This is a genomic window from Candidatus Yanofskybacteria bacterium (assembly GCA_016181175.1).
GTDB lineage: Bacteria > Patescibacteriota > Minisyncoccia > 2-02-FULL-40-12 > IGHO2-01-FULL-4-A > 2-01-FULL-44-17.
The window spans coordinates 44,415-57,265 of sequence record JACOZV010000003.1 but is presented as its reverse complement, the minus strand read 5'-3'; the positions used below and the strand labels follow the sequence as shown (position 1 = coordinate 57,265).

General features: G+C 41.2%; 12 protein-coding genes. 11 read left to right on the top strand and 1 reads right to left on the bottom strand.

Going from position 1 to position 12,851, the window contains the following annotated elements; genetic code table 11:
- The first annotated feature begins 96 nt into the window (after window positions 1-96).
- From HYT61_02945 to HYT61_02895, 11 genes are all read left to right on the top strand, one after another.
- Window positions 97-732, top strand: coding sequence for a hypothetical protein (locus tag HYT61_02945; protein MBI2063168.1), 636 nt, complete (start codon window positions 97-99; stop codon window positions 730-732).
- The gene (locus HYT61_02940; GenBank protein MBI2063167.1) at window positions 732-1,349 is read left to right on the top strand and encodes a hypothetical protein; all 618 of its coding nucleotides are present in this window, start codon (window positions 732-734) and stop codon (window positions 1,347-1,349) included. Before HYT61_02945 ends, HYT61_02940 begins: the two co-directional genes overlap by 1 nt.
- A 92-nt stretch (window positions 1,350-1,441) precedes the next feature.
- Entirely contained in the window at window positions 1,442-1,891 is a 450-nt protein-coding gene (tsaE, locus tag HYT61_02935; protein MBI2063166.1) for a tRNA (adenosine(37)-N6)-threonylcarbamoyltransferase complex ATPase subunit type 1 TsaE, read from the top strand.
- A complete protein-coding gene (locus HYT61_02930) occupies window positions 1,888-4,434 on the top strand; it encodes a DNA polymerase I (protein ID MBI2063165.1) in 2,547 nt (848 codons plus the stop codon). Before tsaE ends, HYT61_02930 begins: the two co-directional genes overlap by 4 nt.
- Window positions 4,435-4,463: 29 nt before the next feature.
- Window positions 4,464-4,970: a hypothetical protein gene (locus tag HYT61_02925; GenBank protein ID MBI2063164.1), complete on the top strand. Its 507-nt coding sequence runs from the start codon at window positions 4,464-4,466 to the stop codon at window positions 4,968-4,970.
- Window positions 4,971-5,018: 48 nt separating this feature from the next.
- On the top strand, window positions 5,019-5,894 hold the full coding sequence (mutM, locus tag HYT61_02920; protein MBI2063163.1) for a bifunctional DNA-formamidopyrimidine glycosylase/DNA-(apurinic or apyrimidinic site) lyase: 876 nt from the start codon (window positions 5,019-5,021) through the stop codon (window positions 5,892-5,894).
- Window positions 5,891-6,877 carry a DUF3048 domain-containing protein gene (locus HYT61_02915; GenBank protein MBI2063162.1) on the top strand — a complete coding sequence of 329 codons (987 nt, stop codon included), beginning with the start codon at window positions 5,891-5,893 and terminating at the stop codon, window positions 6,875-6,877. The genes mutM and HYT61_02915 overlap by 4 nt, the downstream gene beginning before the upstream one ends.
- Entirely contained in the window at window positions 6,853-7,848 is a 996-nt protein-coding gene (holA, locus tag HYT61_02910; protein MBI2063161.1) for a DNA polymerase III subunit delta, read from the top strand. Before HYT61_02915 ends, holA begins: the two co-directional genes overlap by 25 nt.
- Before the next feature lie 65 nt (window positions 7,849-7,913).
- On the top strand, window positions 7,914-8,657 hold the full coding sequence (locus HYT61_02905) for a hypothetical protein (protein ID MBI2063160.1): 744 nt from the start codon (window positions 7,914-7,916) through the stop codon (window positions 8,655-8,657).
- A gap of 45 nt (window positions 8,658-8,702) precedes the next feature.
- On the top strand, window positions 8,703-10,277 hold the full coding sequence (locus tag HYT61_02900) for a glycosyltransferase family 2 protein (protein MBI2063159.1): 1,575 nt from the start codon (window positions 8,703-8,705) through the stop codon (window positions 10,275-10,277).
- Between the two features lie 73 nt (window positions 10,278-10,350).
- The gene (locus HYT61_02895) at window positions 10,351-10,671 is read left to right on the top strand and encodes a hypothetical protein (protein ID MBI2063158.1); all 321 of its coding nucleotides are present in this window, start codon (window positions 10,351-10,353) and stop codon (window positions 10,669-10,671) included.
- Between the two features lies 1 nt (window position 10,672).
- Here HYT61_02895 and recG read toward each other — a convergent pair whose 3' ends face one another.
- Window positions 10,673-12,832, bottom strand: coding sequence for an ATP-dependent DNA helicase RecG (gene recG, locus HYT61_02890; GenBank protein MBI2063157.1), 2,160 nt, complete (start codon window positions 12,830-12,832; stop codon window positions 10,673-10,675).
- Window positions 12,833-12,851 lie beyond the last annotated feature (19 nt).

The window sequence follows — 12,851 nt, the reverse complement described above, 5'->3', positions numbered from 1 at the left end:
CGCTCAGTGCGAGCAAGTTATTTGAGGTGGCATGGGACATTCTCATCCATTTTGCAAAATGAAAGGCCTGGAAACAGGCCAGAAAAGGAGATTGAAATGAAGCGAATAATGTTTGCTCTGTTCATGCTGGTGGCGCTTGTGTCGCTGGCAAATGCCCAGTTCCAGGGTACGACCTGTGAACTGATTCCCGGGCCTTGCGCTGAGCGTATCGCTCGACAAGCCTATGCGCCCATTGACCGCATTCTTGGGGCAGCTGGCTCTGGTGGTTACTATGGAGGCGGCGTAGGTATCGGCGGCGTTAGTCGTCGAACTACTGTTATCGGTAGCATCATCGCTGGCGCTGTCATGGGTGGTACCTTGGGCGGCCGTCGGGGCGCTATCATTGGTGGCGGCGCTGGATTCGGAGCGTCTATGCTTGTGACTCGAGGCGGTTCAGCAGCTGCCGGCCCATCAGCTGGTGGCGGCCGAGGAGACTTTGAACTTTCCAACCTTATGAGATATCCGGCGGATATTTACTTCCGGAATCAAAAGGGTAAGGACAAGTTTCTCGGTCGGTTGGGTTCCGGCGACACTTGGGCAGTCCAAGCGCCGAAACCGGGCGAGTCTTATTATGGCTATACCCTGATTCCCAATTACAACGGCGGGCTTTCATCCGACCGTTTGTATCCAATCCCGACCACGAATGGTTGGGCGTTTGAAGAGCCGGCCGAAGCGGCTCAAGGAGGAAGGTGATGGCCCGCCTAACAACAACTCAAAGATTGAATACTACAGTGAATCGAGATGAAGATCTCATCGATCACAATTGGAATCGTTTTCTTTTGTGGGCGTTGAGAATCGGTGGAGTGGCTTTCTTGTTCTGGTTGCTATATATGGGGTTCATGGTTGGTCGCTGGACGACACCAGAGGCCGAGATGGCACCCATGTCAGCAATTCCAGCAGTAGCCGTTGCTGTTCCGTCGCAATCAATCGCACCGGCGGCCACAAACAACGCCACTCCGTCGCAACCGGCAGTAACCCAGCCGGTAGCCTCCAAAGTTACGGTGGAAATACCGGGACTTAAAGAAGCTACTGCAAACCTCAAGTCAGCGGCGGATAGACTTGGAGCAGTTAAAACAAATGCTGCTTCTACTACATCTGCATCTGCCGCTATGTCGGCAACTACCGCAGCAGTGGATCTGACTCCGATTGAAAGGGGCCTTGGCAAAATTGCCGAGAATCTAAAACAGTCGGATAAGGTTTTAACGCCGGCAGCTGAGTCTGGGGAGCAACGTTCAATCGATCCCTGTGCCAACTGGGCGCGGGAACCTACCAGATATCGGCGATGCCGAGTCTGGAATCAACTCCCGTAACTTGTTTGGGCCGCAATGGCCCATGTCATGCCCTGCATCGCGTGGGGCATTTTTTATTGAAAAAAAGCACTAAAAAAGCTATTCTTTACATAATGGTATTAAAATCCAAAAGTCCGCGGCAGACACAAAAAATTGCTTTTGAACTGGGTAAAAAAATAAAAAAAAACGGCCAGTCAAAACATGCGCAAGTTGTTGCTTTAGAGGGTGAGCTTGGCGCTGGGAAAACCACTTTTGTAAAAGGTTTTGTCGGGGCATTTGGCATTAAATCCCAAGTAACCAGTCCGACATTTGTAATACTTCGTAATTATAGATTATCGGTCGCAGGTTACAGATTGTTGGTTCACATAGACGCATATAGACTAAAAAATTATCAAGATTTTATAACGCTTGGTATAAAAGAAATTATATCCGATTCAAAAAATATCGTTTTAATTGAATGGTCTGACCGGGTTAAAAAGATACTGCCCAAGAAATATATCAAAATTCACATTGATCATATCAACCAAACCGTAAGAAAAATTACTATTTCAAATTTCCAATGAAAAAATTGATTCTAATTGACGGTAATGCGCTGGTACATCGCGCCTTCCACGCTTTGCCGCCCCTGACTTCGCCAACGGGCATTGTAACCAATGCTGTTTTTGGTTTTACTTCCATACTTTTAAAAACAATTAAAGATATCAAGCCGGATTATATAGCGGCAACTTTTGACTTAAAAGGACCGACTTTTCGCCATGAAAAATTCGCAGAATACAAAATACACCGTGAAAAAGCTCCGCAGGAATTATACAATCAGATTCCTTTGGTTAAAGAAGTGGTATCAGCTTTTGGCATACCGATTTATGAAAAAGAGGGTTATGAGGCCGATGATCTTATAGGTTCGCTTGTTTTTAAAGCAAAAGTGGAAAAAGACCTACAAGTCATTATAGCTACCGGTGATTTGGACGCCCTTCAGCTGGTGGATAACAAAAAGGTAGTTGTTTTTACTTTGCGCAAGGGCGTGAGTGACACGGTGGTTTATGATGAAGAAGCAGTCGCGGCGCGTTACGGTTTGCGTCCGGATCAGCTTAACGATTACAAAGGCCTGAAGGGTGATCCGTCGGACAATATACCGGGGGTACCCGGAGTGGGGGAGAAGACTGCTTCGGAACTGACAAAAAGATTTGGCAACTTGGGGTCTCTTTATCAGTTTCTTGAAAGTCCAAAATCTAAAGTCCAAAAAGCAGAAACCGAAAAATCAGAAATTAGCGAAAAACTCACAGAAAAATTGCTTAGCAATAAAGATCAGGCATTTTTTTCCAAACAACTTGCAACAATGGTAACAGACCTAGATGTTGATTTTTCATTTGAAAAAGCTGATTGGCGAAAGAATTTAGATTTGCAAAAAATTGAAAAAACTTTCAGGGATTTGGGTTTCTCAAGTTTATTGAAAAGATTGCCGGAGGTTAATCTTGAGCCCGAACAAAATATTACAGCATTGGATGTCTTGCGAGCATCAGATGTCGCAAAATTAGAATTTGACCCAGACAAAAACAATATATATGTCATTGACTCTAACGACGGAAATACAATTAAAAAAGTATTTGCCAGTAATGAAGCAACTCTTACTGGCCACGATCTTAAGGGATTTTTTAAGTTTGCCATTGGGCAGGGCAAACATATTAAAAATCGAGTTTTTGATACGGAGATCGCCGCCTATTTGTTAAATCCCGATACCAAAGACTATGATTTTACTAAGATTTACTACGCTGAATTTAATGAAATGCCAGGTGAAAGTGTGTCACAAAAGCCGGCTCTTATTTGGAAACTTAAAAAACAGCTTTGGGAAAAATTAAAATCGGCTAATTTGGTTAAAGTTTTTGAAGACATTGAGATGCCCTTGATTCCTGTTTTAGCTGAAATGGAATTGTGGGGCATTAAGATAGATGTAAAAAACATCGCAAGACTGCTCAAGTCGGCAACCGGTGTGCAGGCACAACTGGAGAAAAAAATATATAAATTGGCCGGTGGAGAATTCAATATTAACTCGCCGCAACAGCTTGGCGAAATTTTATTTTCCAAGCTTGGCATAAAGGGTAGGGTGCGTAAGACCGGTAAGGGGGCGCTTTCTACAGCCGCTCCGGAGCTTGAGAAAATTCGCGGTGAACACCAGATTATTGATTTGATTTTACAATATAGAGAACTCCAAAAATTAAAGACAACATATATCGAGCCTTTCCCGCAACTAATTGATTCGAAAGATGGCCGACTGCACACAACTTATAATCAAACCGGTACCGGTACCGGCCGCTTATCTTCTGAAAACCCAAATCTTCAAAATATTCCCGTTAAAACCGAGCTGGGGCGGGAGTTCCGCAAGGCATTTATTGCACAAGATGGTTATCAGTTGATTTCGCTTGACTATTCACAGCTCGAACTTCGTATCGTCGCCCATATTGCTAAAGACCAAAAAATGATAGATGTTTTTCGTCGTGGTGAGGATATTCACGTCGCGACGGCCGCGGAAATCTTTGAAGTAAAACCAGATCAGGTAACTAAAGAAATGCGCCGACAGGCAAAAACATTAAATTTTGGAATAATTTACGGCATGGGGCCGCTTGGTTTCGCGCGTGCTGCGGGAGTCAGTACTTTGCGCGCCCGCGAGTTTATAACCAAATATTTTGCCGATTTTTCCGGTGTTGCTAGATATATGGAAGAAATGAAAGCCAAGGCTCACCGCGATGGTTATGTCGAGACTATATTCGGCCGTCGTCGTCAGCTTCCTGACATTCACTCAACCATGCCCCAGATGCAGTCCCAGGCAGAACGTGCGGCAATAAATCATCCGGTGCAAGGAACCGCGGCTGACTTGATGAAAATGGCCATGATAAATATTTCTAACTTTATACATAAAAATTTGGATGACAGTCAGGCAAGGCTGTTGCTTCAGGTTCACGATGAACTTGTGTTTGAGGTCAAGTCCGACTTAACTAAAAAACTTTTTCCCGAATTTAAACATATTATGGAATCGGTCCACCACCTTGACGTACCGTTAATAGTAGATGTAAAGTGTGGCCAGAATTGGCAGGAAATGAATAAACCGTAGTTATTTTAAAATAGGAGAATTGGAGTCAAATGCGCAAATTATTCTGGATTCTTTTCGCTGTTGTTTTTTTATTTATTTTTATAAATTTTTACATATTTGTCTCATTTATTTACCCGGAAATTTCCTCTTTGCCTTTAGCGATTATAGACCGACATGCTTTTGTAGTTTGCCAGGAAGTAATGGCCAGTCCGATTGTAAAACGCAAGGATACATCGTTCGCAGTTTATTATGGTTTTTATGATTTACCAAGGACCCCCAATGGTAATGCTTTTACTATGTCGGATTTTCATGGCGTGAGAAGAAATAGAGTTTTTCTAACGCCCAAAGCAGTGAAATCAAGGTATTTAAAAGTGGCCGTAGCTCACGAGCTGGGTCATATAATAAAAGCAACAAGTGATGAGCTTGTTGCGGATAGATTCGCGGTGGAACTTTTAAAAGATAAAAATGTTGTCAGAGACGGTTTGCTTCATTTTGGCTTAACCGAAAGTTCCGAAAGAATTGTTGCCCTATCTGAAAAAACGTTGCCGGCCCAATAAGCCGGTTTTTAAATGGACAAATCGCACATTTTTATTTAAAATACTCCTATGCCAGAGCTACCGGAGGTAGAAACTATTGTTCGCGGGCTTAATCACAAAGTGGTTGGACTTAAAATTAAGGGTGCCTGGACCGACTGGGCGAAAACTATTAAGACGCACTCGCTTGATAAATTTAAACGCGAAATAAATGGCCGTAAAATTTTACGTGCTCATCGGCGGGCAAAATATATAATGTTGGATCTGTCTGGTGGTAAAACGCTTATAATTCATCAAAAAATTTCCGGTCACCTCTTGTATGGAAAGTGGGAAGTTGACGGCAAGAAAGTTAAGCCGGCAATGGCGGGGCCGATTAAGTCTGATCCTTTTAACCGTTTTATCAGATTTATTTTATATTTAAGCAACGGTTACATGCTGGGGCTTTCTGATGTCCGGCGTTTTGGTAAGGTTTTTTTAGGTGATACCGACAAGGTTGAAAACATAAACGAGATTGGCCGTCTTGGACCGGAACCCCTGGACTTGAAATTTACGTTGGCAAAATTCAAAGAGCTCATGCGCCGCAAGAGGGGAGTGGTCAAAAAAGTTCTGATGGACCCGTTTGTGATTGCTGGTATCGGCAATATTTATTCTGACGAAATACTTTGGTACGCTGGCGTTATGCCACTGCGCCGGGTAGAAAAATTAACCGATAAAGAACTTGCCGAGATTTACAAATATATTAAATTTATTTTGAAAAAAGCCATAGGCGCCAAGGGTAATAGCCAGCAAGATTATCGCACGCTTGAAGGAAAATTCGGCAATTACCAAAATATGCAGAAAGCCTATCAGTTGACCGGTGAAAAATGCCAGAAGCATGATGGCGGCACCATCAAACGTCTTGTTGTGGGTGGCCGCTCCGCTCATTTCTGTTCGGTGCATCAAAAATGAAATTGCACAAAAACAAAAAAATAATCATATCCATTTTGGTAATAACGTTATTGCTGGTTTTGTGGTTCGTAAGACTTGGCCACAAAAATATTGAGATTTTCAATAGTGGCAGTGTAAAAAGTCAAAAACTTGGCACGAGCTTTATTGCCGGCATTCAATGCATTAATTATGATGCGCGGCCATATGCGGTGATGTTGTCATCAGACAAAGAAGCGAGGTCGTTGTCCGGGGTGGGGGAGGCGGATATGGTATTTGAGATGCCGGTAGTTGAGAATGGTTTTACGCGCATGATGGCAATTTACCAGTGTAATCGTCCCAAGGAACTTGGTTCTGTTCGTTCATCTCGGCTTGATTTTGTGCCACTAGCACTCGGTCTTAATGCAATTTATGCTCATTTCGGTGGAGAGCGTCAAGCACTCGAAGAATTAAACAGTGGGATTATAGATAACATTGACGGTCTCAAGTACGACGGTACAATTTATTACCGTAAGAAATCTATCCCCATGCCGCATAATGCTTTTACCAATTTTGATCTTTTGATCGAGATTTCTTCAAAACTGGGTTACAAATTGGATGGCGATCAAGTTAAGTATCCCCACGATGAAGATGATAAAAGCAAGGCCGAAGTCCAACCAGAGCCAGTTTTTAATCATGGATTTGATGTCGCATGGCGTTACAATAAGGAAACAAATTCGTATTTACGTTTTCGTGCTGATAAGCCGGAAGTAGATAAAAATACCAACAAACAAGTAGAAACTAAAAATGTTGTTATTATGAAAACTTCATGGTCACCGATCAGTAAAGATTACATTCGGGTTAAAACTATTGGTTCAGGTGGTTTATTGCTTTATAAAAACGGCCAAGTAGTTTCTGGTACCTGGGAAAAGAAAATCGACAAAAGCAAACTATATTTTTATGATCAAAACCACAAAGAGATACCTTTTGTTCCGGGAAGTGTTTGGATAGAAATAACCACAAACTAAATTACGTGATTATCTTTTTATACGGCCGGGATGGGTATCGGCTTAAACAAAATTTGGAAAAGATTATTGATGAATATAAAAAAAAATATAGTGGTTTGGGTTACTCGGTCTTAGACTTTGACGAAACGGGTCAGATGGCCCTGTTGGAAGATATCGTAAAAACGGTTTCTTTTTTTGATGAGAAACGGCTGATTGTGTTGAAGAAATCTTTTAATGAGTCCGACACAATCGGTAAACTTATAGAAACCTGGAGTTTAATAGGTGACAAGCAGAGGATTCTTATTTTTGTTGAAGAAATAGATGGAGCGGAGTTGGCAAGGAAAAATAAAAGTTTTTTTGCCATATTAACGGCGGAGCCGAATGTTGTTAAATCTTTTGAATTTTTAGAAGGAAAAAAACTGGAAACCTGGATTACAAAAGAACTCAGATTGGCATCAATAGAGATTGAACCCGCTGCAATTAAAAAACTAATTTCTTATGCGGATAACGACTGTTGGCGTCTTGGCCAAGAAATTGCAAAACTTACCAACTACAGAATTGGTTTTGATGACAAAAAAATTACCGTTGCCGACGTTGACCTGCTTGTCTATTCCAAGGAAAATTTAAATATTTTTAAGATTGTAGATGCTGTGGCCGGTAAAAATAAACTGAAAGCCATGGTGTTACTTCACAATCACATAGAAAATGGCGATGATCCACACTACATTTTTTCCATGATTGTTTACCAATTCAGAAATTTACTTCGAGTCAAAAGCTTAATGAAAAATGCGGTGCCCTTTCCAATGATTATAAAAAAAACAGGCCTTAATCCATTTGTTGTTAAAAAAACATACGAACAGTGCCACGGCTATGACCTTGACGAGCTTAGGCGATTATTTGCTTCACTAGCGCAAATGGACATTGAAGTAAAATCGGGCGTATCAGACATTGAGAACAGCCTTTTTAGGTTTGTATTCTCCGCAACCGTTTAGGGTTTTAAATGAGCGTTTAATCTGTTAGCATTAAATGAGCACCTTAAATTTATACGGAGTTAGCTATGTCAAAATCTGCGGGTCAAATTGTGAGCGCGGGTGACGACGTTGTTTTACCAGTATTCGTGTCAAAATCAATAATTTTTCCGTCAACACTTTTGAAAGTTACTGGATTTATCAAAACTTTTAAATTGCCAGAACAACTCGACGAGGCAAGATTTCTAGTGTTAAAAAATGAAACCGAGGGTAAGTTAGACTCAAAACTGTGGTTCGTCGGAACCGTATGCTCACTAGAAAAAAAGGATAACGCTTATTTTTTAAGCGGAAAATCAAGGGCCGAAGCAATTAAAATTTGGCGTGATAAAGGGGTGCTGATCGCAAGCATCAAAGAGCTGGAAGATATTTCTACCATTGGTGAATTGACTGGCGCACAAATGCCAATTTTATGGGGGTGTGTTGAGTCTATACGTTTGTTTTTGAAAAAATGGCAAGAGAAAATTCCCAAAGAAGAGCAGGAGCTTCGTAAATTAATTGCCGGGCAGTTAACAGGAATCGACGTACAACGAAGGGAAAAAGAAATCATTTATTCTCTGCCTTGGCACATACTAGTTAATTTTCCTACTTTTTTTAGTCTTGAGTTCAAGGAAGAGATGCTCAAAACCGACAAAGTTGTTGACCGCCTTTTGTCTATTGTGGAAAAATTACAGCAAGAAGTTGTCGTATCTCAATATACCGACTCATTTACGGATATTGACACTGCAAGTCCTATAAACTTAGAGCCGGAGGAAAATGGCACAATTAGCGAATAGCTGGGGCATGTTGCCCCCTTTTAATTTTTAAACTAATGTGAGTCTGTGGTTGATAGTTATTTAAAATTAGGTAGAGCCCCTGATTTAATTGATAAAAAGGACCGGTTTTTATACCGGTTTTTTGAGATTTTGCCTGGATTTCTGGCCTGGGCCACTTTAATAGCTGCGGTTGTTTTATCATTTATTCAACCTGTTATTGTCGCAATTTTTATAATTATTTTTGATGTTTATTGGTTTGTTAAAACGGTTTACTTGTCTTTCCATTTGCGGGTCGCGTTTAAACAAATGCGCTTGAATATGAAAATTGACTGGTCAAAGGCTTTAAACCAGTTGCCAGTCGCCAGTTATCAGTTGCCAGCCATTAAGTCTTGGCAGGATATTTATCATTTAGTTTTGTTACCTACCTACAAGGAAGATCCGGAAATGATAAATGCAACCTTGGATGGATTAACAAATTCAAATTACCCAAAGAACAGGATGATTGTCGTAGTTGCTCAGGAAGAACGGGCAGGGAAAGATTTTAATTCCTCGGTAGCAAAAATAATAATTTCAAAATACCAAAATGTTTTTTTAAAATTGATAATTGTTGAACACCCAGCTTCGCTACAGGGTGAGTTGGCTGGCAAGGGATCTAACATTGCTTGGGCTGGTAAATTTACTAAACGCGAAGTAATAGATAATATGGGAATTTTACATGATCGCGTTTTAGTTTCGGCTCTGGATATTGATACTATCGTTTTTCCGCAATATTTTTTACGCCTAACTTATACATTTCTTACTTCGCAAGATCCACTGCATTCTTCTTATCAGCCAGTGCCGTTTTATACCAATAACATTTGGGAAGCACCGTCATTTGCGCGGGTTGTGGCTTTTTCTTCAACATTCTGGCATACGATAAAACAGGAACGCATGGAAAGTGACACTACTTTTTCTAGCCATTCAATGCCATTGGCCGCATTGGTTGATGTGGATTTTTGGCAGACCAACATGGTTTCTGAGGATTCGCGCATTTTTTGGCAATGTTTTTTGCGGTATGACAGTCGATACAAGGTAGAACCTTTATATTACCCAGTTTCAATGGATGCTAATGTGGGCCAAACGTTTTGGCGAACCATGGTAAATGTTTATAAGCAACAGCGGCGTTGGGGATATGGCGTAGAAAATGTGCCATATTTTATTTTTGGGTTTTATAAAAATAAGGCAATCGGTCTGGGTAAGAAAATTTACCTGGCCCTTACAATGTTGGAAAGATTTTGGTCATGGGCCACCAATGCGATTATAATATTTTTACTTGGCTGGTTGCCTGTAATTGTTGGAGGCAGTCAGTTTAACAGAACAGTCTTGTCTTTTAACTTGCCGTTTATTACGCGTTTAATTATGACCTTTGCGATGATTGGATTGGTGACGTCAGCCATATTTACAATTTTTGTTTTGCCACCCAGGCCTCCGCGATATGGAAAATTTAAGCATGTTTGGATGTTACTTCAGTGGATTCTATTTCCGGTAACGACTATTCTTCTTGGTTCGTTACCGGGTCTTGAGGCTCAAACCCGTCTTATGCTCGGTAAATATATGGGTTTTTGGGTAACTCCAAAGTCGCGGAGTTACCCAAAAACCTAAGGGGTGATCTTTACAAGTAAAGTATTTATTTATATTCTTAATACAGAATCTTAATATTTTAATGAGGGTCGGTGTGAGAGCAAACACTACGCTTTTATTCCTTTTGATGGCTGGCGCCGTCATATCGTTTACCCTTAAAATTCTTTACGACATTAAAAGAGCAAAAAGGGTCAATAGGATTTTGGATGATTATGAAGATTTAGAACAAAAGTTGCTGGAAATGGATAATGATCCTTCCGTGAGCTCCAGAGACTTTTTAGACATTTTGCCCATTTGTGAGTTTATTGACCGGCAGATAGAAGAAATTCTAAAGATTCAGGCATACAAAAAATCATTTGACGTGTACGAATTTCAAAAGTTAGCCGAGGTTGTGAAACAAAGAATTACCGGCTAAATTATTCAAAATGGACCAATCTTTGCATTTCTGCCAATCTGGCGGCAAGGAGCGGATGGCGTTTCAGCGCCGGATCATCTTTTAATAATAACCTGGCTTCAAGCCTGGTTTTTTTTATCAGATCAATGTCGGCAAGTGACGCCATTGCAAAATCAGGAAGGCCTGACTGTTGCGTTCCCGTAAATTCCCCGGGACCGCGTATTTTTAGATCAGCTTCTGCCAACTCAAAACCGCTGTCGGTTTTTTCAAGTGCTTTTAAATTACGGGTTGTCCGTGTGTCGTTACTGCTTGTAAACAATAAGCAATATGATTGGTGTTTGCCGCGGCCGACCCGTCCCCGGAATTGATGCAATTGGGCCAAGCCGAATCTTTCGGCCGACTCAATCATCATGACGGCGGCGTTGGGTATGTCCATGCCCACTTCAACAACGGAAGTGGATACCAGTATGTCATAATGCCCATCTTTGAATTTTTTCATAATTTCATTCTTATCTTTTGGTTTCATTTTTCCATGGAGCATTGCCACCCTACGGTGGGAAAAAACTTTTTTTGAGAGTTTCTCGTACTCATCGGATACGGCCTTAATTTCGGCCCAAACTAATTTTGTTTGTGAAATTGGTTTGTTTTGCGCCGGTTCTTCTGTTTTTGATGTTTCAATTTGAGGACATATGACAAAAACTTGGCGTCCAGACCGAATTTGTTGTTCTACAAATTCAAGAGCGTCACTTCTTTTACTGTGCGGAATAATTTTGGTGATAATTTGCTGCCTACCTTTGGGTTTTTCTTTAATCAGTGAAACGTCCAAGTCTCCATAGACGGTCAGAGCTAGTGTGCGCGGGATCGGAGTCGCGGTCATGGACAGGAGGTGCGGCACCAATTCTTGATTTTTAATTAGCTGCATTCGTTGTTTAACTCCGAATCTGTGTTGCTCGTCTATTATTACAAGGCCTAATTTCGCAAATTTTATACCCTTTTGAATTACTGCATGGGTGCCGATTACAATATCTATTTGCCCCTTGGCAATTTTTAATGCCAGCAATTTCTTACTGATTTTTTCTTCAACAACCTCGTCTGTCGGGAATTGCTTTGCTTCACTCCCGGTTAACAATCCGATTTTGATTTTTGCGTCCGCGTTGAGCGAGCGACTTGCAGTGAGTATGGTTGAACAAAGCGAGTCAAAGTGTTGTTTGGCCAGTATTTCCGTTGGGGCCATGAATACTGTCTGAAAGCCGGCTGAAACTGTTTGAAAAGCTGATATTAATGCCACAACAGTTTTTCCGGAACCGACGTCGCCGTTAAGGAGCCGGTTCATGGGAAAAGGCCGTTCCAAGTCTTGTAGAATTTCATATGCCGCTACTCTCTGATCATCGGTCAATTTAAAGGGCAGATTTTTCACGAAGTCTGATATTATTTTCTTGTCAAAATTAATTCGGGGTGCTTTTAACATTCGGAGTTGCCTGTGATCGCGCAACGTTCTCAGTTGGAATAAAAGTAACTCTTCAAGTGTAAATCTTTTTCTTGCCGATTCGGCTTGTTCCAGATTTTTCGGAAAATGTATTTGATTGATGGCTTTAACTAAGTTTGGCAGGTTATATTTTTTAATAATCTCTGACGGTAGGGGATCGGGCACACCTCTCATTTTTAAAAGGATTGGTTTAATCAAAAAACGCAAGTACTTGGAGGTAATGCCTTCGGTTTCCGGATAAACAGGAACCAGCCGGCCGGTGTGTGTTAAACCGGTTTCTAGCGGAAAAATTTTTTCATAAGATGGTGACGAAAAGTATAAGCCATTTTTGTCCATGGAAATTTTGCCGGATAAGCTGACATTTGTCCCGATTTTTAAGGCATCAGCGATATAAGGCTGGTTGAACCAGACAGCGCGGATAGAACCGCTTTGGTCTTCAACAGTTGCGTTAACAATGATCATTCTGCGCCGCCATGACCTTGCCATTTCGATATCTGTCACTTCGCCGGCAATACTTACAACTTCCCCCGCGTTATTAATGTCTGATATTAGTAATAACTTACTGAAGTCGTCATAGCGTGCCGGGAAGTGCCACAATAAATCTTTGATTGATTTTATTTCCAGTTTTTTCAAACGTGCCAAAAACTTCGGTCCGACACGAGTGAGTTTTTCGATGGGAGTGTTCAAGTCAAACATGGTTTAATTATAACTTTAA